Raw genomic sequence first — 21300 nt, forward strand, 5'->3', positions numbered from 1 at the left:
AATAATTTTTTTGAAAAATGGGAAAGGTACTGAACTTTGGAGAGTTGTTACTGCGGATTTGTCCGGATATAGAAGGGAATTGGCTTAAGCAAAATAACCTTCCTTTTTATGTTGGTGGTGCAGAATTAAATGTAGCGACAGCACTGGCTTTGTGGGGGATACCTTCAGCTTATCTGACGGCTTTGCCCCCTAATTCTTTAACTGAGCAATTGGTTGAGTATGTCCGGGGGCTGGATATAGATACATCTGCAATTCAGTATACTGGTGAAAGAGTAGGTTTATACTATTTACATCAGGGGAAAGATCTTAAAAATGCAGGGGTTATTTATGACAGAAGCGGTTCATCCTTCGCCACTTTAAAAACAGGAACGGTCAACTGGGACAAAGTATTGAATGATGTTTCCTGGTTCCATTTTAGTGCTATTTGTCCTGCTGTCAGTTTAGCAGCAGCTGAGCTTTGCATGGAAGCCTTACAAGAAGCATCAGCCCGGAATATCACGATCTCTGTGGATCTAAATTATAGAGCCAAGCTCTGGAAATATGGCAAAGAACCGATTGAAGTCTTACCTGATTTAGTCAGGTACTGTGATGTCGTGATGGGGAATTTATGGGCTGCAGAGAAAATGCTGGGCATTCCCGTTCCTGAAGGTTTAGCTGATGCAGATCAGAAAGAGCTTTATTTAAAACAGGCGGAGTTAAGCTCAAAGGCATTGATTGCGAAATTTCCTGAATGTAAGGTAGTCGCAAATACTTTCCGTTTTGATGAACAGGAGGGGGTAAAGTATTATTCTACTTTATTTTCGGAGGACGAATTACTGGTATCCAGACAATATTCGGCAAAGAAGATTATCAATAAAGTAGGCAGTGGAGACTGTTACATGGCTGGTTTGATCTATGGTTTTTACCAGGATCAGTCGGCAGCAGAGATCCTTGAATTTGCAACGGCCGCTGCGTTTTCTAAACTCTTTGTAGAAGGAGACGCGACAACGGTAAAAGTAGAAAACGTTATAAAAACAGCAAGTAATTATGAAGACTAAAGAGAGCTCTTTAAAAGCGATAACAGACCAGGGGCTATTGCCTTTGTTTTTTTACGAGGATGCAGAAGTGAGTTTAGAGATCATCCGGACATTATATAAATCGGGAATCAGGGTACTGGAATACACAAACAGAGGTCCTGCTGCACTGGGAAATTTTCGATCTCTGATTCATGTGGTTGAAACGGAGATGAAAGATCTTCATCTGGGTATCGGCACTATCAAAAATACTACTGAAGCCAGAGAATTTATCAAAGCAGGTGCGCATTTTATCGTTTGCCCGGTGGTAGATGCTGAAGTAGGTGAAATAGCCCATGACGCTGGTTTGTTATGGATTCCTGGTTGCTTTACACCAACTGAAATCAATATTGCACATCAGTTAAAGGCAGGTATTATTAAACTTTTTCCGGCAAATGTATTGGGACCTGTTTATTTGTCTTCGGTAAAAGAGGTGTTTCCAGAACAGCTTTTTATCCCTACAGGCGGGGTGGAGATTGAAGAAGAAAATATGAAGTACTGGTTTAAATCTGGTGTATGTGCTGTTGGCATGGGCAGTAAACTGGTCAGTAAAGATATTCTGGAAAACAAAGATTATAATGAATTAGCTATACGTACTCAAAAGACTATTGAAATGAAATGGTGAAAGCCACGAGATAAATATTGGTGAGAGCCACACGATAAATACTGGTGAAAAAAACCACACCATAAAAACAACCAAACCAACCAAAACCAAATATAATGACTGAGACCAAAATGAGCAATTACCGTTGGACGGTCTGTGCCCTGTTGTTTTTTGCGACAACAGTAAATTATCTTGATAGACAGGTTCTTAGCCTGTTGCATTCAAGGTTAGAAGCAGAGTTCAACTGGACAAACAGTGACTATGCTAATATTACCTCGGCTTTTCAGCTGGTCTATGCTATTTCAATGCTTTTTGCAGGTAGAATAGTGGATAGACTAGGTACCAAATGGGGCTATGCTGTCGCTTTAATTGTTTGGTCTTTAGGCGCGATCCTGCATGCCAAAGCTATCCCTGTTGGACATGGAATTGCTTCAATGTTAGGTTTAATCGGTATTACAGGTGTTTCTGTTTCTGTACTGGGCTTTATTTTCTCCAGAGCAGTTTTAGGTTTTGGTGAATCAGGAATTTTCCTGCGGCGATTAAAGCTACAGCAGAATATTTCCCTAAAAATGAGCGTTCTCTAGCCACAGGGATCTTTAATTCAGGTGCGAATGTGGGCGCAGTACTAGCCCCGCTGACCGTGCCATGGATAGCGCATACCTGGGGTTGGGAAGCTGCATTTCTGATTATTGGTGCAGTTGGCTTTTTATGGCTGATCTTCTGGTTTATATTTTATGAAAAACCTGAAAAGCAAAAGCGTTTATCTAAAGCCGAGCTGGATTATATTTTATGTGATCCTGATCAGCAGGCTATTGTCCCTTCTTCAACAACAGAAGCAGCCGAGAAAGTTTCGTGGGTAAAACTCCTGAAATACAGACAAACCTGGGCTTTCAGTTTAGGTAAATTTATGACAGATGGGGTATGGTGGTTCTTTTTGTTCTGGTTACCTTCTTATCTGAAAGTTCAATATGGAATGGATGATACGGCAATTATGATCCCTTTAGCGGTATTGTACAGTATGACGATGATTGGAAGTGTTGGCGGTGGATGGTTCCCGATGTACTTTATGAAAAAAGGATATGCGCCTTATGATGGCAGGATGAAAGCGATGCTGATTATCGCAATTTTTCCTTTAGTCGTACTTGCTGCACAGCCATTAGGACATATCAGCGTTTGGATTCCGGTAATTTTAATTGGTATCGGCGCTTCGGCACACCAGGCATGGTCTGCCAATATATTTACTACAGTTTCGGATATGTTCCCTAAAAAAGCAATAGGATCGGTGATTGGAATTGGTGGAATGGCCGGAGGTTTAGGCGGGGTGTTTATGTCTAAGCTGGGTGGTTCACTCTTTGATCATTACAAAGCATTAGGGCATACGCAAACAGGGTATACGATTATGTTTACGATTTGTGCAGTGGCCTATATTGTTGCATGGACAGTGATGAAAATTCTGGTACCTAAATACAGGCCGATTAACGATTTGTAGTTGATGAGGTTTCCTGATCCTCTAATCATATTAATATGTCCTGTAGTGTTAGCTTATCTATTTTCGTTCTATAATTTTGTCTCTTAATTTCATAAATGGTTTCTCTATGGTCAAGTGTAGTAGATATGCTCCCATTATGCAGGTTATTATACAAATTATGAGCATTAAATTACTGTCAATTTTAAATTTGTCTAATAATTCGGGTGTCAGGTGAATTATACCTTTATGCGTCAAATAGATTGCGAAGGAAAGTTTTGCAATAAATGTTGTAGTTTTTGAATTCCACTTATACAAAAAACTTGTCGGACTAATAGCCCCTAAAACCATAAATCCAAAGCCAAGTGCAATTAATGGAAAACCAAAAATTGAAGCGGCAAATGTTTGTTGGTCTTCACATAAAAAATAAGCACTTGTCAGAATACATAAACTTAATAGAATAAATTGGTTTCCATATTGTGAAATTTTGCTGTAAAATTTTGGGAGGAAAACATAAACCCCTGCAATTGAAACGCCAATCAAAAGCCCGTCTAAACGATTATATGTCGGATAATAAATGTATTTGTACCAATAGAACCAACTATAGTCATCTTCAATTTTAGGTAGATACAAATGGTTGAAACTATAAATTCTAATTGCAAAACCAAATAAAAACAGCATTAGTAATAGCCAGTATGATTTAGCAAATAGTTTTGATTTTTGTAAGAAAATCAAAACTATAGGTAAAAACAAATAAAAATGTTCTTCCACACACAGCGACCAGGCGTGAGAAAAAGTTCCAAAATCTTTTACATCAAGTCCAAGATTTTGAGTAAAAGTTAGAACCTTCCAGATTGGTGGTAGTGCTTCTCTTTCTCTGAAAAATGGAAAGCAAAAATAAATTCCAACTGTTACCAGAAATGCAGGAACAATTCTAAAAAATCGTTTGATAAAAAATATTTTGAATGAAATGAGTTGCTCTTGTTTTATTTGAGAAAAGAGTTGAAAAGAAATTAGAAATCCACTCAACACAAAAAACAAGTCAACGCCTGTCCACCGAATGAAGCTACATCTGGCAACCATTTCGGTTGTCCGCCGCTAACAATGAAATAATGAAAAAAGAAAACCAATATAATCGCTAATGCTCTTAAATGGTCAAGTCCGTATAGTTTGTTACTCATTTATATTATTCTGGATATACTCTGTAGGGCTGATACCGAACTGTTTTTTAAATTCAAGACTAAAGTATTTCCGGTCATTGAAACCTACACTGTAGGCGATCTCAGAAATGGATAAACCGCCGGTTTTAAGCAGTCTTGCAGCTTGCTTAAGCCGGAAGGATTTGATAAAGTCGTTGACAGACTGATCGGTCAAAGATCTGATTTTTTTATACAATACAGGCTGGCTCATGCCTATTTCAGCGGCCAGTGCAGGCACACCAAAATCAGTATCACTGATATGTTTCTCAATAATTTTGATCAGGTTATGAAGAAAAGCCTGTTCAGTCGTGTTAATGATCAGACTTTTGGGTTCAAGTGTGATTGTCTGCCCATATTTCAAACGTAATTTCTCTCTTGCATTTAATAGGTTTTCTATATTTAACTGTAGCAATTTGATGTTAAATGGTTTGATAATATAGGCATCTGCACCGGTTTCCAAACCGTTAATCTGATGGATATAGGCAGATCTTGCTGTTAGTAATATCACGGGTATATGACTGGTTCTTTCATCTGTTTTGATTCTTCTGCAAAATTCCAGTCCGTCCATGTTTGGCATCATGACATCGCTGATAATCAGGTCAGGTATTAAATCAGGAGCAGTTTCCCATCCCGCAAGGCCATCTTCACATTCATTTACTTCGTAATTCCCTGATAGGGCATCTTTGACAAATCTCCGGATCTCTGCATTGTCTTCAGCTAACAGGATGGTATGTTTTTTCGCTGGATAAAGCAAATCTTCAGCAGGGGCTATAGTTCCAGTATCATTGGGAACGCTATCTTTTGCAGGAAAGGGCTCCCTTGAATTTAAAACATCATTAGCGTCTCTATATTATAATTACAGCATCATCATAATAGATATAATCAATCTGGAATTCTGCTGGTTTAAAATGATCTTTACCTGTTTGAAGTTCCACTGTAAAACAAGTATGCCCGTTTTTGCCCATTGGATCTGGTGTACTTTCGAAATAGATCTCACCATGATGCAGCTCTGTAATACTCTTTGAAAAAGAAAGCCCAAGACCTGTACCGATATTTCCGGACGAAGCTACCTGGTAAAAACTGTTAAACAGATCTGACTGGTTTTCTAAAGGAATGCCTTTTCCGCTATTTGCAATTTCAATTTTAACAAGATTCGTTTCAACTTTTAGATGAAGACTGATTTGTCCGTTTTCCGGTGTGAATTTAAAAGCATTGGAAAGCAGGTTAAATAATACTTTTTCTAACTGTACCTTATCAAAGTATAGTTGTATTTCGTCCCGTTCTGCGTAAAAATCATAACTGATGTGCTGTACATCAGCCATATTTTGAAAAACCAGGAAGATTTCGCGGCAAAATTTCGCGATGTTGCCCGGACTAACCTGCAAGATCATCTTTCCGCTTTCTGCCTTCCTGAAATCCAGTAATTCTGTAGTAAGGCGCATCAGCCGGTCTGCATTGTTTTTAATTAAAGAGAGTTCTTTATGTAAAACGGGCTGTTCTCTTGTTTCCTCTATTATTTTTTCTAATGGTGCTACAATTAAAGTTAATGGCGTTCTGATCTCATGAGAAATATTAGTGAAAAACTCAAGCTTATGTGCATTGGTTTCTTTCTCATTTTTAAGTACTGCCCTGATCAGCAAATAACGCAGGAGTAAGATAATTATCCCTGTGGCCAGACAGGCATAAAATAAGTAAGCCCACCACGTTAAATAGAATGGAGGCAGAATACTGATTTTTAGTTTTTTGACATTCAGGCTTTGTATACCGTCATTGTTCATCCCTTTAACCTGAAAAATATAATCGCCCGGTGGCAGATTGGTATAAGTGGCTGTAGGTGTATTCACTGAATTCCAGTTCTTTTCAAAACCATCCAGTTTATAACTGTATTTGTTCTTTTCTGGTTTAACGTAATTCAGCAGGGCAAAATTGATTGTGATCGTATTCTGATTGTGGTGAAAAGTAACCTGATTCGTCTGACAGATATTCTTTTTCAGGAGCCCATCCTCATCATTTATTTTTAAAGACCGATTATCTAATTTAAGATCCGTCAGGACAATTTCTGAAGGTTTGGTATTGGTTTGTATCTTATTCGTGAAAAAACCTGTAAAGCCATTATAACCACCAAAAAACAGTTCTCCGCCTGAGCTTTTCAGATAAGCATTTTTATTGAATTCATTTCCCGGTAAACCATCTCTGGAGGTATAATTTTTAAAGGTTTTTAAAGCCGGGTTAAACATGGACAGCCCATTACTCGTACTGACCCACAAATTACCTGCATTATCTTCTATAATACCGAATACGTTGTTAACCGGTAAGCCATTTTCTTCGGTATAATTAATAAAACGGTTATTTTTCTGATCATCATAATAGCTCAAGCCACCATAATAGGTTCCAATCCATATTTCACCGTTTTTACGTTGTGCAATACAGTTGATATTGCTGGATCTTAAGCTGTTCTTAAGCCCCATTTTAAAGGTAACAAACAGATCTTTGGTTCTGTTTAAAACGAACAATCCATTCGATGTCCCTATCCATGTATTACGCTCCTGATCTCTGAGGAATACAAAGTCTGATGTGTTTTTCAGTTTTTCAGTAACTACAGGCAGATTAAGCGGTTGGAATTGTGTCTTTTGTGGATTGGAGAGCAGTATGCCATTCCTTTGTGTGCCGACCCATAATCGCTGCTGCTCATCTTCGGTGATTGCGATGACCTCATCGGCTAGCGGATCTTCTGGATGGTTTAAAAACCGTTTGAAAGATTGTGTTGCAGGATTAAAAAGATCTAAACCCCCGCCATGTGTACCTACCCAAACATTTCCTTGTTTGTCTTCATAGATAGATTTAACAAGATTTGAACCCAGGCTGCTGGAAGGATTGGCACTGCTAAGGTAAGCCGTGTACTTAGCTGTTTTTCTGTTATAGTAATTAATACCACCGCCTTCAGTTCCTATCCAGATTTTTTTTTTTGTTTGTCTTCTACAATTGAACTGACTACGTTATTACTGATACTGGACTCGTATTTGTTTTTCTGATAGCTGATGAAATGTGTAATATAGGGGAAGGCAATATTAACCCCGCCAAAGTAAGTACCAATCCAGATAGACTCGTTTTTATCCTTAAATAAGCTATAAACGGAGTTTTGACTCAGGCTTTTCTTGTTTTCAGAAGCATTTTGATAAGAAACGGCGGCGAAAGTTACGGGGTTCATAATGCTAATCCCTTCCAGACTTCCAATCCAGAGATTACCAGATTGATCTGTGATGATATTCCGGATGACATTGCTGATGATACTTTTGGGATCACTGGTATGTTTAAAGGAAATGAAGTTGTTCGCTGAACGGTTATAACGGTTAACTCCGCCATTCTGTGTTCCAACCCAAAGGTTGTGCTGCTTGTCTTCAATGATACTGGTAATAAAATTATCACTGATATCTCCCTGATGTGCATTGTTTTTGAAGTTCTCAAATTGCTCGCGCCCTTTGTTATAGGTAAGTCTCGTCAGGCCATTATCTGTACCAATCCATATCGCGCCCTGATGATCCTGATAGATCGTGCGGATATTGCCAGAGGGGAGCCTGTTATTCTCTGCATAAAAGGATTGTGAATAAGCCTGTCTGTTCTTCGCGGATAAAATTTTCAGGCCCATGGTTGTTCCGACCCATAAATTGCCTGATTTATCTTCATAAATACAGTTGATTTTTTTGGAGCTGGTTTTACGTTTATCATTGTCACCTATAATTGTGAAGGATTCTTTTTTACTATTATACCGGTGTAAACCAAGGTCAGTTCCAATCCATAAAGAGCCCATGCGATCTTTGTATAGTGCATTGATATAATCATTTCGCAGGGACGTGCTGTCTGTCTGATGGATTATTCATTCAGATATACCTTAAACCGGTAACCATCATAGCGGTTTAATCCATGACGTGTGCCCAGCCAGATAAACCCCTCCTGATCTTGTGCAACCGATAATACCGAATTTTGAGAAAGACCTTTTTCAATATTCAAATGGTCAAACAGGATAGGCTGCTGTGCACTGGCAGTACTACAAAAGAAACAAAAAAAACAAACATGATAAAATGAGGTAATTTGATTTGAAGAGCATGGTTTTGTTTTTTCAGTAAAATAGATGATAAACAGCCTGGTTACGCAATTATAAGCTAAATTATTAGAAAATCACCCCTATAAATTTATAAAATTACCCCCTCCGAATCCCCCCTTGCCTATATGTTTGCTATATGATGTTACCACTATTAATGGCTGGAAGCAACATGCAAAACCTAACCAAATAAAAATCAATTATGAAGAAATTATACCTTAATTTAATTAGGTGTAGCTTAATGTTTACTGTGCTTTTATGCAGTGCATTAACTTTCGTATCACCTTTATCTTTATTTGCGCAAAGCAAAGTAATTTCAGGGACTGTTACTGATGAACAGAAACTTCCTGTTCCGGGTGTTTCTATCCAGGTCAAAGGCACATCGAAGTCTACACAAACTGACGGAAGTGGTCAATACAAAATTCAGGCAGACGGCAAGGCTGACATCGTGTTTACAGCAATCGGTTTTACTACACAAACTTTACAGGCGGGCAGTAATGCGATACTCAATGTGAACCTGCATGCGGCAAGTACAGGTCTGAATGAAGTTGTAGTTGTTGGATACGGCACACAAAAGAAAGTAAATGTGATCGGTTCTATTGCGACGATTAGCTCAAAATCATTAGAAAATCGTCCGATTACTAATTTGTCTTCAGGACTTGCAGGTCTAAGTGCTGGTATCGCAGTTAACCAGAGTTCCGGTAAACCCGGCAGTGATGGAGCTACAATCAGGATCAGGGGAGCAGGGACATTAAATAACAATAACCCTTTGGTAATTATTGACGGTATTGCCGGTAGTATGGATGCGGTAAATCCAAATGATGTAGAAAGTATGTCCTTACTGAAAGATGCCGCAGCGGCATCAATTTATGGCTCACTGGCTGCCAATGGAGTAATCTTGATTACCACTAAAAAAGGGGGTAAAAATAAGCTCAGTGTAAATTACACCAGTATGTTTTCTATTGCAGAGCCAGCTAATATGCCTGGATTTGTTACAGATTATATTACCCATATGAACCTGGTAAACGAAGGATATCGTAATCTTGGGCAGACTCCGGTATATACTGAAGCAACAAAGGCATTGTGGGCTGCAGCAAACGCAGACCCGGATGGACTTACTGCACAGGGAATTCCAAACAAGATTGCTTATCCGAATACAGACTGGGCAAAAACTATATTTGAACACAATCTGGTTCAGCAACATAATCTTTCACTTAACGGGGGAACAGAAAATACTCAGTTTATGCTTTCAGCCCGGATATTTAAATAATCCGGGTACTATGGGCCAATACAGGTACTGACCGTTTCCAGTTAAGGATTAATCTGCAAACCAAGGTGAATAAATTCCTGACTTTAGGAACACAGACTTTTGCGTCTTTACAAAAATATGGGCTGGCAAGTACTGCTAATGCATTTAACTTTTTGCGTCAGACCACTCCGGGTGTATATCCGGTTTACAATGGATTGTATGGTTTTCCTGCAGCAGCAGAAGAATCAGCTACTGCAAATAACATCTCAACTTATTTATACAGTACTGGTGGAAAGGATCAGGAGTCCAGATTCAATACCACGGTATTTGCAAATTTTGCGATCTATAAGGGGTTGAGTTTTGAAACCCGTTTTAATTATCAGACTCGTTTTGAAGAAAAAAACACGTTTAGTAATACTTTTGAAAAATGGAATTTTGCTTCCAATACTTTAAAGGTTGCAGCAACAACGCCAGATCAATTGAGTACTACTTATCTCTTTAATAAAAATTATAGCACAACTATTGACAACGTTTTAAGGTATAATATCACGATTGCCGAAAAACATGATCTGGGTATCTTAATGGGGTACAACCAGAATTACTATAATTATTATAACTGGGATGCGACTAAACAAGGCCTGATTGATGAGTCAATAACCACATTGGGTTCTGCAACTACCATGACCTCGATTAATGGGGATGCTTACGATTATGCGATACGTTCTTTTTTTGGACGTTTGAATTATGCCTATGATAGCAAATATTTACTGGAAGGCGTTTTCCGTTATGATGGTTCTTCAAAATTTGCTCCGGGTAATCGCTGGGGGTTCTTTCCTGCTTTCTCGGCTGGATGGCGTATCTCTCAGGAACCATTTATGAAACATATAAACGAGTACGTAAGTAATCTGAAATTACGTGCGTCATGGGGTAAAACCGGTAACAATGTGATGAATGCGGATGCTAGTCTGGGCAATTACGATTATAAAGCTGTTTATGGTTCTACACCTTACTCTTTTAACGGACTACCAGTTACTACTGGTTTGATCCAGTCAAAGTTTGCTAACAGGGATTTGCAATGGGAAACCACTACAGTTAGTAATCTTGGTTTGGATGGAACCCTTTTTAGGGGAGCAGTTAATTTTGAAATTGACCTGTATAATAAATTTACTGAAGGAATTTTATATGTACCAACTATTCCTTTAACAGTAGGTACTGCAACTGCTGCAACCAAAAAAATATAGCAGAGATATCGAATAAAGGTCTGGAAGTAACATTGGGATACAATGGTAAATCAGGTGACTTTAAATATGGTGTATCTGGAAATTTCGCCTATAACTTTAACAGAGTAAGAAAATATAAAGGAGCTTTACAACAGGGCTATACAACTGATGCTAATGGTAATCAGGTTTACACTTCAAACCTGGGCAGTGTTTCTAATGGTACAATAACCCGTATTCTGGAAGGACAGCAGGCAAATCAATATTATTTATATAATGTCTACAAAGGGAATGGATCTTATAACAATGCAGATGGGACTTTAAATATATTAATGGAGGTCCTAAAGATGGGATGATCAGAACACCTCAGGATCTTTCATGGTTACAAAGTATGGTCGCCGCAGGATATACTTTTCAGCCAACAGGCGGTGCTGCAGGTAAAACGAATATTACCTATGGGGATTTGATTTATGCAGATAACAATGGAGATGGTATTTATGGCAATACTTACGATCAGACTTTCTCCAATGTTTCTGCAACACCTAAGTATAATTTCGGGTTACAGCTTAGTTTTGGTTATAAAGGCTTTGATATGTCCATGTTATGGGCAGGAAGTGCCGGAATGAAGTACTACTGGAATGCTACGGGCTATAACAGTTCGATAGTTTCTTTAGGTAATGCAGTAAGCACTTTAATTGCAAATGATCACTATTATTATAACCCTGCTAATCCTTCTGATCCGGCTAATAATATCAATGCACATTATCCAAGACTTAAAAATACAACGGATGTTCAGAATTCGGGTGTAGCCAGTGATTTTTATCTGTACAATGCTTCGTATGTGAAACTGAAAAATTTGCAGTTCGGCTATACACTTCCTGAAAACTTATCTAAAAAGGCAGGGATGAACAGAGTAAGGTTATATGTTTCGGGAGAGAACTTATTTACAATTACTAAGTTTCCAGGTCTCGATCCTGAGCTTGGTGTTTCCGGCGGACAATATGCAGGGGTGGCTTATCCAACCATGCGCCAGTACTCATTGGGTTTAAATGTTACATTTTAAGGGAGAAAGAAATGAAAAAGATATTATCAATTATATTAACGCTGGTTGTATTGTCAGGGTGTAAAAAGAGTTTATTGGAAACTGCTCCCTATTCGGCGGTTGATGCAGAGAAAATGTGGACTACGGATAACCTGACTGATTTGGGGATCAGCGGGGTTTACAGTGCACTGCGTTTGGGCATTAAAACTGACGGGGCATCGGGACTTGAACTTTATCAATTAGACCGTTTCAGTTTTACCGGACAGACCAGTGGTTCAGAAGTCTTGATGGCAGGTACAGTAACTACTGGCAACAGTACATTCAGCGATAACTGGAGAAATATGTACGAAGGGATTCAGCGTGCTAATGATGCGATTAAAAATATACCGCTTAAATCTCCATCCGCCGATGCGAAAAAGAGCCGCTATATAGCAGAAGCTAAATTTCTGAGGGCCTATTTCTATCTACGGTTAAATCAATTGTATAAAGGTGTGCCTATATACCTGGAGCCTTTTTTAGCTGAGGATGCTATTAAAGGGCGTTCAACTGAAGAAGAGGTCTGGACTCAGGTAATTGCCGATCTGACGGATTGTATCGCCGAACCAAATTTGCCGGACAGGTATGCTGCCGGTAATGCTTCTTATGGACATATCACTAAAGGTGCAGCATATGCCATGCGTGGTAAAGCTTATTTATATCAGCAAAAATGGGCTTTGGCTGCTGCCGATTTTAGCAAGGTTAAGGATGCCGGTTATGGACTATTTAATAACTATACGATGTTTAAAACGGCTAATGAGCAGAGCAATGAAATGATTTTTTCTATTCAGAATATTGGTATCTCAAATTCGGGTTCTACGACACAGTTTTTCTGTGGTACAAGATCTTCTTTTGGTTCTTGCTGGAATACTTATCATGTTTCACCAAATCTGGTTGATTTATATGAAAATGCTGATGGTTCGAAGTTCAGCTGGGAGACTGTGTTTCCGGGTTATTCTGCCTTATCTGTAGCAGAAAGGGAGGTTTACTTTTTAAGAAATAACCTGACTGCTGCTGAAATTGCTGCGGCAACTACCAGAGGTGCAAAAATGAGTCTTTATCTGCCTGCAGGTAATGAAGCCCGTATTTTACAAGCTTATACAAATCGTGATCCAAGGTTAGCTGCGAATGTAATTACACCATATTCAACTTATGTTGGCGTATATAGCGGTATAAATGCAACGGTAACTTCAAGATGGCCGTACCGTTCAGAAGCTGCATTAAACGGGGATCTTCGTACAGATACACACAGAGTTACTTCTACTATTTATATAGAAAATTTGTTTACGAAGGAGCTTCTGAAACGCTGAACAGATCTTATGGGCCTACTGATTTTCCGATTCTCCGGTATGCAGATGTATTACTGATGTGGGCAGAAGCATTAAACGAACTGGGCTCAACTGGTGATGCGATTGCAAAAGTTAATGAAGTGAGGAGCAGAGCAGGTGCGGTAGTGCTGCAAATGGGAAATGGCTCTTTGCCAACGTATGTAAGTGATCAGACTAATTTGAGAGAGCGTATCCGGAACGAACGTCGTGTGGAGTTTCCAAATGAAGGGGTGAATTACTTTGATGAATTACGCTGGAAAAGCTGGAAAGATAAAGTTTTCTATACAGGTAACGGGGTAAAACAGATCTGGGGAAATACAGTGTATCCTTACTCATTTAAAGGCGATTATATTACTACGTGGCCTATTCCTCAGGTGGAAATTGAGCGGAATCCTAATTTGAAACAAAAATGCCGGCTGGATCAATTAATGAAGACCTATCAAATTATAGTATTGCTGTTGCTGGGTACAAACCTGGCAACAGCTCAGGAAATCAAAAAGGGTAAACTTATTTTCTCGGACGAATTTAATTATACAGGACTTCCTGATAGTTTGAAATGGACTTATGAGGTGGGATTGGTACGGAATAAAGAGCCTCAGTATTACACTTCAAAAAGAATGGAGAACGCAAGGGTAGAGGATGGAAATCTAGTCATTGAAGCGAAAAAAGAGGATTATAAAGGGGCGAAATATACTTCAGCAAGTTTAATTACACTGGGTAAAAAGCATTTCAGGTATGGCAGGATAGAGGTGAAGGCTAAAGTTCCCAAAGGTTTAGGGAGCTGGCCTGCCATCTGGATGCTTGGTGAAAATCGCCAGCTGGTTAAATGGCCAAATTGTGGTGAAATTGATATTCTGGAATATGTAGGTAAAGATTCAACACAGGTTTATGGTACCGTTCACCGTTCATATGCTGACTGCGCGAAGTATCATTATATAGGAGAAAAGCCGAAAGTAGGTGCGCCTCATGAAGATTATCATATTTATGCGATAGAGTGGAATAAGAAAAGTATTTCTTTTTACTATGATGATTTGAAGTATTTTGTATTTGAGTATAAAAAGGCAGCTTATGATCCTGGAAAGATTTTTAAAAGGCCTTTTTATCTGTTGTTAAATCTGGCTTTGGGCAGGGAAGGGACACTGGGCGGGCCGCTGGATGATCATATTTTACCTTTAAAATACTATGTCGATTATGTTAGAGTTTACAAATAGGTTGAAAATATTGGCTTTACTGGTGTTTTTGTTCAATAGTCAGCTGACTTTTGCTCAGGATTCTTCTTATGAAACAATTATGGGTCGCATCAATACTGATTTGCAGGGAGAAAGTCAGTTACTGGATGTGCAGGCCTCAAAAAGTATAGCAACTATTCAAGAAGACGGGAGCTGGTCGGATATCAACTATGCGAACCCGGATTATGATCCTTTGCAAAGAATTAAGACGATGGCGCTGGTTTTTAGCGGATCAAATCATCAGCTATATGGCAAGGTTAAGGCTTATAATGCCGTAGTAAAGTCGCTTGAGCATTGGGTGCAGCTTAATCCTAAAAATAAGAACTGGTGGTATAATGATATCTTTTATCCGAAGACTATTGGCGAAATACTCATTTTGATGCACTATGCAAAAACGCCTTTACCAGCGGATTTGGAAAAGTCATTACTAGCGCGTATGGTTAGAAAATTAAAGACCGGTGATGGTGCGAATACCTCTGATGAGGCTTTGCATTATTTGTATCGGGCTTGTTTAACAAAGCAGAAAGCTACGCTTGATTCTGCTGCAAAGTATTTATTTGAACCTGTTTCTGTTACTGACGGAAAAGAGGGAGTACAGGTTGATAACAGTTATTTTCAACATGGGAAACAGCAGGCTATAGCTAGTTATGGGGCTGTCTTTGCCAGCAATTCTGTGAATGCTGCATTTATTTAAAGGGTACGGCTTATGCGATGCCTCCTGAACAGTTGAGCATTCTGATTACTTATATCAGGGACACTTTCTTCAAAACTATCAGAGGAAGCTTTTTTGATTTCAATGTCCGTGGACGTGGGATCAGCAGGAAAGATTCATTAAAAGGAAGTTTTACTGGGCTGATTGCTAAGGTTAAAGTGCTGAGTCCGGAAAATGAAGCTTACTGGCTTGCGGTGGAAAAACGGATGTCACATACAGAGGTTCCTTCTTATGGTATATCGGCAGGAAACAGACAGTATTGGAAAAGTGGTTATACACTGCATACGCGTCCCGGATATACATTTAGTGTACAGGCGGCTTCTTCACGGACGCTCAGAACTGAAAGGGGAAATAATGAAAATGTACTGGGTAAATTTCTGGCTGATGGAGCAACAAATATCCAGGTTCGCGGTGATGAATACGTGAATGTGATGCCGGTTTGGGAATGGGATAAAATTCCAGGAGTGACCTGCAGGATTTTTTGGGTGACGAAGGGAGCGTAATCAAACAAGACTGGGGTATACCGGGAACTACTGCTTTTGTTGGCGGGTTGAGCAATGGACTTTATGGCGTATCTGTTTACGCACAGAATTATGATGAAGTGCAGGCAAAAAAAGCATGGTTCTTTTTTTTGATAAAGAGATTGTGTGTTTAGGAGCAGGGATTAAAAGTGAAGCTGCCGAAGAAGTGAAGACTACTTTAAACCAGAGCTGGTTAAAGGGGGATGTCGTTCTGGATGAGGTTGTTTTGGGAAATGAAATTGAACAGCAGAATTCCAAACCTAAATGGATATGGCATGATCACATCGGTTATTTCTTCCCGGAAGGCGGGAATTTAAGCGTGAGTAATCAAACACAAAAAGGTAGCTGGTATCGTATTAATCAGTTCCAGCCGAAAGATGAAATCAGCGGGAAAGTATTTCAGCTTTCTTTAAATCATGGGCATAAACCTGTGGATGGACACTATGAATATATTGTTGTTTGTTCCGGGAGTAGATGGTGCTGGTGCCAAAAAAAAAATATAATTTATCCATGATACGGATTTTAAGTAATACTGAAGATTTGCAGGTAGTGGAAAATAAAGAATTAGACCTTTTGCAATTGGTTTTTTATAAGGGAGGAGTATTGAAAGCTGCGGGTTTAACTGTTAAAGCAGATAAGGCTTGTACGATTTTGATTCAGGGTTTGCATACTGAATATCCGATAATCGACGTGGCAGATCCCGGACAGATGAGTGACATCATACAACTTGAACTTGAATTACCAGGACTAAAAGAATTAAAGAAACTCAACTGTGTTTTACCGACAGGTGCACAGCGGGGTGCTACGGTTAGAAGTTTTTAACATAAATGAATAATAAAAAGATGAAAAGAATCAATTTAATTGCAGGAATACTTTTACTTGCGGGATCTGCCTCTTTTGCGCAGAAATCAGGGACACAATTACAAAACATGGGGCAATTAATTGATGAACAATTTGATTTTGCTGCTAAACAATACAAAGTTCTGGATAAGAATATTCCTGCTGGCTTAACGCCGCAGAGTTATGATGCTAAGAAAGATAAACTTGTTGCTTATGATATTAAATGGTGGTGCAGTGGGTTTTATAGCGGTTCGTTATGGTATATCTATGAACAAACTAAAGATGAATCGGTCAAAAAAATTGCTGAAAAGGCTTTAAAAGTAATTGAACCCAATCAAACTTATAGTGGTAATCATGATCTTGGATTTATGATGTTTTGTAGTTTTGGCAATGCGTATCGTCTGACAAAGAATCCTGCCTATAAAACAGTAATCGATAACTCGGCAGCATCACTAGCTAAGCGTTATCGCCCCGCTATTGAGTCTATCCAGTCATGGGATAAAAACAAGTATTGGAAATGTCCGGTAATTATAGACAACATGATGAACCTGGAAATGTTAAACTGGGTAAGTGATAACGGGGGAGATGCGAAATATAAAGAGATTGCTGTTAAACATGCCAATACTACTACTTTAAAGAACCATTTCAACCATTTCAGACCTGATTTTAGTTCGTATCATGTAGTGGATTATGATTTGACAACTGGTAAGGTTTATCGTAAGGCAACCTGGCAGGGAGCTGCATCTTCTTCTGCGTGGGCACGTGGTCAGGCATGGGCATTATATGGTTTTACGATGATGTACCGTGATACTAAAGATCAGAAATACCTGGATCAGGCAAAAGGGATAGCTCATTTTATACTGAACCATCCAAATTTGCCAGCTGATAAAATTCCTTTCTGGGATTTTGATGCACCGAAAATCCCTTATGCTGAACGTGATGCTTCTGCGGGTGCCATTGCTGCATCGGCTTTGCTTGAATTGGCTCAATATACGACAGCAGGTAAAGAAAAAACTGAGTTTATTTCTTCGGCAGAGACGATGATCAGATCTTTAGCGGCTCCGGTGTATCGTGCTAAATTAGGTGAAAACGGAGGGTTTTTTATTGTTGCACAGTACAGGAGCACTTCCTTTGAACAGTGAAATTGATGTACCTTTAGTTTATGCTGATTATTACTTCCTGGAAGCTTTGGGCAGGTATAAAAAATGGTATTTGTAATTTGATATTTTAAAATTAATATGATAACCTTATGATTTCTTTACATACAAGAGCTACTTTATTATTGTCCTTTCTGCTGGTTTGTTTTTCAGCTTCTGCACAGTTGGAAAAGAAAGGCAAACCCACTACAGGCGCACAGGACAGACAGGTTTGGGTCAAAGCATTATACAAAATTTCTTATCCGGTAGTTTCTAATCTTGCTAAAGAAACATTGAGAAAAAATATGCCTTTGGAAACGGGGCCAAAATATGGTTTAAATCTTAAAAGTGTGACTTATCTGGAAGCTGTAGGGCGGACAATGGCTGGTATAGCGCCATGGCTTGCTCTTCCTGATGACCGTACTGATGAGGGCAAAATGCGTAAAGAAATGCGTGTTATGCTTTTAAAAGGACTAAAGAATGCGGTAGACCCTAAAAGTCCTGTCCTGATTATTTGAATTTCAGGACTGAAAGTCAGCCAATTGTAGATGCGGCATATGTTGCTCAGGCTTTTATTCGTGCACCAAAAGCTTTATGGGAGCCTTTGGATAAGGAAACTAAAGCTCGCTTTATTGAAGAATTTAAGTCATTGAGAAACAGGAGCGGAGCTTATAATAACTGGCTTTTATTTTCTGGTTTGACCGAAGGGTTTTTATTGAGTATTGGCGAACAATATGATCCTGCAAGGGTTCAGTTTGCTGTCAATAAAATGAAGGAATGGTATGTAGGTGACAGCTGGTATAGTGATGGGGCAAAATTCAGTATGGATTATTATAATTCTTATGTAATTCATACCATGCTGGTAGATCTTTTGAAAATTATGACTGACAATAAAAAGGCACCTGTCAGTGATTATAATGAGGCTTTAAAGAGAATGGTCAGATATTCTGAATATCTGGAGAGAGTGATTTCTCCTGAAGGGACTTATCCGGCTTACGGACATCTCTATTACTTACGGACAGCAGCTTTTCAGGCACTGGCTCAAACTGCATTGATGGAAAAATTACCGGATCATGTAAAACCGGCGCAGGTTCGTTGTGCATTGACTAAAGTGATACAAAATATGTTTCAGGGAAATCAGAATTTTGATGATAAGGGGTGGCTGGTATTAGGCTTTAATGGACATCAGCCTGCCATTGCAGATTATTATACTTCTACGGGAAGTTTGTACATGGCAACTTTAGGATTCTTAACACTAGGGCTTCCAGCCGATAACGAGTTTTGGACGGGGCCTGCGGCTCCATGGACTTCTTTAAAAGCGTGGACTGGTGAAGAGGTCGTAAAAGATTATAAAGTAGAATATTAAATTTTGTTTATCCAGATATCCTGATATAATTGCATCAGGATATCTGGATATGTGTATTACGGTTTGTATAGTAAGTCTGTTAACTGTGTATCTTTATCTTTTTGTATGGATGCAGCTTGTTTTAAATAGGCTGCATTTTTTTGTATTCTGTACCTGCAAGTATTAACAATCTGTACAATTCGCTTGTCTTGTACTGGATAATCTGTTTCATAGTTTTTTCTTTTTCTCCCAGTCCATAAGGGATTAACCAATCCAAAGCTTTACGAATACTTCTTCCATCTGTAGTTTGATAATTCCAGAGATCAACACCTGCATGTTTACCCAGTAAGGCGAGGTTAAACCAGCCGTCGTTCAGGTTCATGGTGCTATAGCTATATGCTTTTGTTCTGGCAAGTTCCAGAGGCTGTTCACCTTCGGGTGTAATTTGTACAGTTATTCTTTTAAGGCTTTCCGTTAAGATCTTTTTTGCCAGTTCTTTATTATCTGTAAATAATGCAAATGAAGTGGTTTGTGAATCGTAAATGGTACCGTGATTGTTTTTCGATTGATGTTCGTCTGTACCAATCCTGCTGTTTAACATCCAGGTAAGATATTGTTTATACCAATCCTTAAGACCTTCGGTTTCCTGTTTAGAGAGTGCTTTTGATCCTTCAAGAAGACCCGCCCAGTCTGCTAATTCAACCAGTGAACGGCTTTCAATAATACCTATTCCACGGCCATCATTAATTCCTGTGATGGCCTGTCCATAATTAAGATTGGGGTTCATCCTGGTTTCAGGGGCGATGAACCACACCTTAATGAGTTCAGCAGCTTTTGTTGCATATTTTTCCTGACCTGTAAAATAATAGGCAAGTGATAAGAACTTACATTTATCAGTCATATCATGTAAGAACACCGCATCTGTTATTTTCCTGATGTCAGGATTACGTTCGCCATCTTTTCTGATATATGGAGTTCCGTTTGGTGTGGAAGGATCAGGCCAGAAATAAGGTGCGAGGCTCATGTAGTCATGTTTTGAGCCGCTGGGAGGTGTGGATGTTTTATCCATTACCGATTTTGGTTTTGCCGAAAGGAAGCCATCGGCTTTGCTAATGACCAGAGCTGTAAGACTTTTTACTTCTTTGTCGTTTTTTTGATAGCTTCTTCTTTTTTTGCTTTTATATAATCAGCATTTAGTAGAAATACTTTTGGTGTTTGTGCGAAAGATAACTGGCTGAACAGGGTAATCGCGATGACACATAGAAACTTGTTTCTCATTTTGGAATGGATGCTGTGAAACCAAATGTAACCTATTTTTTCTCTTCCATATTTTCTTGACGACGGGTATTTACAGAGCCATCTTCATTTGCCCCAAATTTCCAGTAAGAATAGGCGTAAAGTTCACTTTGATCCCATGCTTGCTCTTTGCGCAGAAACTGACGAATGTCTTTTACCGATGAAAATTCGGCAGCTACATAAGCAAAATGTGTAGTATTTTCTTGTTCAGGTATTTTTACTGTACGTACAGCATCTGCAAGTAATGTGTTCTCTCCCGGAGTTGTATTGTAAATCCAGTTGATCTGAATATCGGCTTCAGTTTTTAATTCCTGTTTGTCTTCTTTTCCTGGTATTTCAATATAGGCAACTCCGGTGGCTGTAGAAGGAAGTGTGTCTCTAATATAGCAGCAATAACAGGTATTCCGGTTGCATCTGCGGCCAGCAGATACCAGTCAGCTTTAGGATAAAGAACTGATCCTTTTGCTTTCATCAGCACACCCAGCAAATCTCCCGGTTTAGCATGAATTGCCCATGCAGATGCTGGGCCGCTTTCTCCGTGTGCAACAAAGTCTATGGTCATTTCGTTCTTCTCCAGATCGAAAGCTCTATGCGTGTAAGTGCGTATGGTTGGTTTTAAATGCTCAGGTGGATGAGTCCATTCTCCGGTCTCATAGTTGAAATCAGGGAAATGTATTTCATTAACTCCTGCCGGTGGAATAAGGATTTTATTGTTTACACCCGGAGTGGTATCCGCGAAGAGCGGTACGTCATCACCAGTAAAAGTAATGCGGATATAGTGAGGCGTAAGATACACCTTGTGTTTTACTTCTAATACCCCGCGGACAGTGGCAGGTCTTTCGTTTTTTATTTCGCTCATCGTGAATGTCTTCTTTTTAACTCCGGCGGTAAATATACTTTATTTATAATCTTTCTAAATAATTGAATTTA

The 21300-nt window shown here is 39.1% G+C and carries 23 protein-coding genes and 3 pseudogenes; 16 read left to right on the forward strand and 10 right to left on the reverse strand.

What is annotated here, in order from left to right; all coding sequences use genetic code 11:
- Nucleotides 1–17: 17 nt before the first annotated feature.
- The 3 genes and pseudogenes from ACWYN3_RS38240 (at nucleotide 18) to ACWYN3_RS38250 (ending at nucleotide 3145) form a co-directional block, all read left to right on the forward strand.
- Nucleotides 18–1037, forward strand: a complete 1020-nt coding sequence (locus ACWYN3_RS38240) for a PfkB family carbohydrate kinase (protein WP_456218866.1) — start codon at nucleotides 18–20, stop codon at nucleotides 1035–1037.
- Nucleotides 1027–1677 carry a bifunctional 4-hydroxy-2-oxoglutarate aldolase/2-dehydro-3-deoxy-phosphogluconate aldolase gene (locus ACWYN3_RS38245; protein ID WP_456218867.1) on the forward strand — a complete coding sequence of 217 codons (651 nt, stop codon included), beginning with the start codon at nucleotides 1027–1029 and terminating at the stop codon, nucleotides 1675–1677. Before ACWYN3_RS38240 ends, ACWYN3_RS38245 begins: the two co-directional genes overlap by 11 nt.
- Before the next feature lie 110 nt (nucleotides 1678–1787).
- A pseudogene (locus tag ACWYN3_RS38250) lies at nucleotides 1788–3145 on the forward strand (MFS transporter).
- A 57-nt stretch (nucleotides 3146–3202) separates the two neighbouring features.
- On the opposite strand, the gene ACWYN3_RS38255 reads toward ACWYN3_RS38250, so the two are convergent.
- From ACWYN3_RS38255 to ACWYN3_RS38280, 6 genes and pseudogenes are all read right to left on the reverse strand, one after another.
- Nucleotides 3203–4204 (reverse strand): acyltransferase family protein, encoded by a 1002-nt coding sequence (locus ACWYN3_RS38255; RefSeq protein ID WP_456218868.1) that lies wholly within the window; start codon nucleotides 4202–4204, stop codon nucleotides 3203–3205.
- A gap of 90 nt (nucleotides 4205–4294) precedes the next feature.
- Nucleotides 4295–5074 (reverse strand): response regulator, encoded by a 780-nt coding sequence (locus tag ACWYN3_RS38260; RefSeq protein ID WP_456218869.1) that lies wholly within the window; start codon nucleotides 5072–5074, stop codon nucleotides 4295–4297.
- Nucleotides 5075–5165: 91 nt separating this feature from the next.
- Nucleotides 5166–6833, reverse strand: a complete 1668-nt coding sequence (locus ACWYN3_RS38265) for an ATP-binding protein (RefSeq protein ID WP_456218870.1) — start codon at nucleotides 6831–6833, stop codon at nucleotides 5166–5168.
- A gap of 288 nt (nucleotides 6834–7121) precedes the next feature.
- A pseudogene (locus ACWYN3_RS38270) lies at nucleotides 7122–7277 on the reverse strand (two-component regulator propeller domain-containing protein); the annotation flags it as partial.
- Nucleotides 7268–8194: a ligand-binding sensor domain-containing protein gene (locus ACWYN3_RS38275; RefSeq protein ID WP_456223296.1), complete on the reverse strand. Its 927-nt coding sequence runs from the start codon at nucleotides 8192–8194 to the stop codon at nucleotides 7268–7270. The pseudogene ACWYN3_RS38270 and the gene ACWYN3_RS38275, both read right to left, overlap by 10 nt.
- The gene (locus ACWYN3_RS38280; RefSeq protein WP_456218871.1) at nucleotides 8191–8328 is read right to left on the reverse strand and encodes a two-component regulator propeller domain-containing protein; all 138 of its coding nucleotides are present in this window, start codon (nucleotides 8326–8328) and stop codon (nucleotides 8191–8193) included. Before ACWYN3_RS38280 ends, ACWYN3_RS38275 begins: the two co-directional genes overlap by 4 nt.
- A 293-nt stretch (nucleotides 8329–8621) precedes the next feature.
- Between ACWYN3_RS38280 and ACWYN3_RS38285 the strand changes: the two genes are divergently transcribed.
- From ACWYN3_RS38285 to ACWYN3_RS38345, 13 genes and pseudogenes are all read left to right on the forward strand, one after another.
- Nucleotides 8622–9689 carry a carboxypeptidase-like regulatory domain-containing protein gene (locus ACWYN3_RS38285; protein ID WP_456218872.1) on the forward strand — a complete coding sequence of 356 codons (1068 nt, stop codon included), beginning with the start codon at nucleotides 8622–8624 and terminating at the stop codon, nucleotides 9687–9689.
- A gap of 65 nt (nucleotides 9690–9754) precedes the next feature.
- Nucleotides 9755–10909: a hypothetical protein gene (locus ACWYN3_RS38290; protein ID WP_456218873.1), complete on the forward strand. Its 1155-nt coding sequence runs from the start codon at nucleotides 9755–9757 to the stop codon at nucleotides 10907–10909.
- A 32-nt stretch (nucleotides 10910–10941) separates the two neighbouring features.
- On the forward strand, nucleotides 10942–11241 hold the full coding sequence (locus tag ACWYN3_RS38295; RefSeq protein WP_456218874.1) for a hypothetical protein: 300 nt from the start codon (nucleotides 10942–10944) through the stop codon (nucleotides 11239–11241).
- Nucleotides 11238–11948 (forward strand): hypothetical protein, encoded by a 711-nt coding sequence (locus ACWYN3_RS38300; RefSeq protein ID WP_456218875.1) that lies wholly within the window; start codon nucleotides 11238–11240, stop codon nucleotides 11946–11948. Before ACWYN3_RS38295 ends, ACWYN3_RS38300 begins: the two co-directional genes overlap by 4 nt.
- A gap of 11 nt (nucleotides 11949–11959) precedes the next feature.
- Nucleotides 11960–13273: a RagB/SusD family nutrient uptake outer membrane protein gene (locus ACWYN3_RS38305; RefSeq protein WP_456218876.1), complete on the forward strand. Its 1314-nt coding sequence runs from the start codon at nucleotides 11960–11962 to the stop codon at nucleotides 13271–13273.
- A complete protein-coding gene (locus ACWYN3_RS38310) occupies nucleotides 13159–14502 on the forward strand; it encodes a RagB/SusD family nutrient uptake outer membrane protein (protein ID WP_456218877.1) in 1344 nt (447 codons plus the stop codon). Before ACWYN3_RS38305 ends, ACWYN3_RS38310 begins: the two co-directional genes overlap by 115 nt.
- Nucleotides 14474–15214, forward strand: a complete 741-nt coding sequence (locus ACWYN3_RS38315; RefSeq protein ID WP_456218878.1) for a hypothetical protein — start codon at nucleotides 14474–14476, stop codon at nucleotides 15212–15214. The genes ACWYN3_RS38310 and ACWYN3_RS38315 overlap by 29 nt, the downstream gene beginning before the upstream one ends.
- 17 nt (nucleotides 15215–15231) lie before the next feature.
- Nucleotides 15232–15735: a polysaccharide lyase family 8 super-sandwich domain-containing protein gene (locus ACWYN3_RS38320; protein WP_456218879.1), complete on the forward strand. Its 504-nt coding sequence runs from the start codon at nucleotides 15232–15234 to the stop codon at nucleotides 15733–15735.
- Nucleotides 15736–15782: 47 nt separating this feature from the next.
- Nucleotides 15783–16267 (forward strand): annotated as a pseudogene (locus ACWYN3_RS38325) (polysaccharide lyase family 8 super-sandwich domain-containing protein).
- On the forward strand, nucleotides 16264–16575 hold the full coding sequence (locus ACWYN3_RS38330) for a polysaccharide lyase beta-sandwich domain-containing protein (RefSeq protein WP_456218880.1): 312 nt from the start codon (nucleotides 16264–16266) through the stop codon (nucleotides 16573–16575). The pseudogene ACWYN3_RS38325 and the gene ACWYN3_RS38330 overlap by 4 nt, the downstream one beginning before the upstream one ends.
- 20 nt (nucleotides 16576–16595) lie before the next feature.
- Complete coding sequence (locus ACWYN3_RS38335) at nucleotides 16596–17735, forward strand: glycoside hydrolase family 88 protein (RefSeq protein ID WP_456218881.1); 1140 nt, start codon at nucleotides 16596–16598, stop codon at nucleotides 17733–17735.
- Between the two features lie 107 nt (nucleotides 17736–17842).
- On the forward strand, nucleotides 17843–18247 hold the full coding sequence (locus ACWYN3_RS38340) for a DUF2264 domain-containing protein (RefSeq protein ID WP_456218882.1): 405 nt from the start codon (nucleotides 17843–17845) through the stop codon (nucleotides 18245–18247).
- Nucleotides 18244–19095 carry a DUF2264 domain-containing protein gene (locus ACWYN3_RS38345; protein ID WP_456218883.1) on the forward strand — a complete coding sequence of 284 codons (852 nt, stop codon included), beginning with the start codon at nucleotides 18244–18246 and terminating at the stop codon, nucleotides 19093–19095. Before ACWYN3_RS38340 ends, ACWYN3_RS38345 begins: the two co-directional genes overlap by 4 nt.
- A 121-nt stretch (nucleotides 19096–19216) precedes the next feature.
- Here ACWYN3_RS38345 and ACWYN3_RS38350 read toward each other — a convergent pair whose 3' ends face one another.
- The 4 genes from ACWYN3_RS38350 to ACWYN3_RS38365 all read right to left on the reverse strand — a co-directional run bounded on the left by ACWYN3_RS38350 (nucleotide 19217) and on the right by ACWYN3_RS38365 (nucleotide 21229).
- The gene (locus ACWYN3_RS38350) at nucleotides 19217–20143 is read right to left on the reverse strand and encodes an alginate lyase family protein (RefSeq protein WP_456218884.1); all 927 of its coding nucleotides are present in this window, start codon (nucleotides 20141–20143) and stop codon (nucleotides 19217–19219) included.
- Between the two features lie 65 nt (nucleotides 20144–20208).
- The gene (locus tag ACWYN3_RS38355) at nucleotides 20209–20352 is read right to left on the reverse strand and encodes a hypothetical protein (RefSeq protein WP_456218885.1); all 144 of its coding nucleotides are present in this window, start codon (nucleotides 20350–20352) and stop codon (nucleotides 20209–20211) included.
- A gap of 32 nt (nucleotides 20353–20384) precedes the next feature.
- Nucleotides 20385–20753 (reverse strand): siderophore-interacting protein, encoded by a 369-nt coding sequence (locus ACWYN3_RS38360; protein ID WP_456223297.1) that lies wholly within the window; start codon nucleotides 20751–20753, stop codon nucleotides 20385–20387.
- Nucleotides 20675–21229, reverse strand: coding sequence for a siderophore-interacting protein (locus ACWYN3_RS38365; RefSeq protein WP_456218886.1), 555 nt, complete (start codon nucleotides 21227–21229; stop codon nucleotides 20675–20677). Before ACWYN3_RS38365 ends, ACWYN3_RS38360 begins: the two co-directional genes overlap by 79 nt.
- Nucleotides 21230–21300 lie beyond the last annotated feature (71 nt).

The sequence above is a fragment of the Pedobacter sp. NJ-S-72 genome, assembly GCF_053890575.1.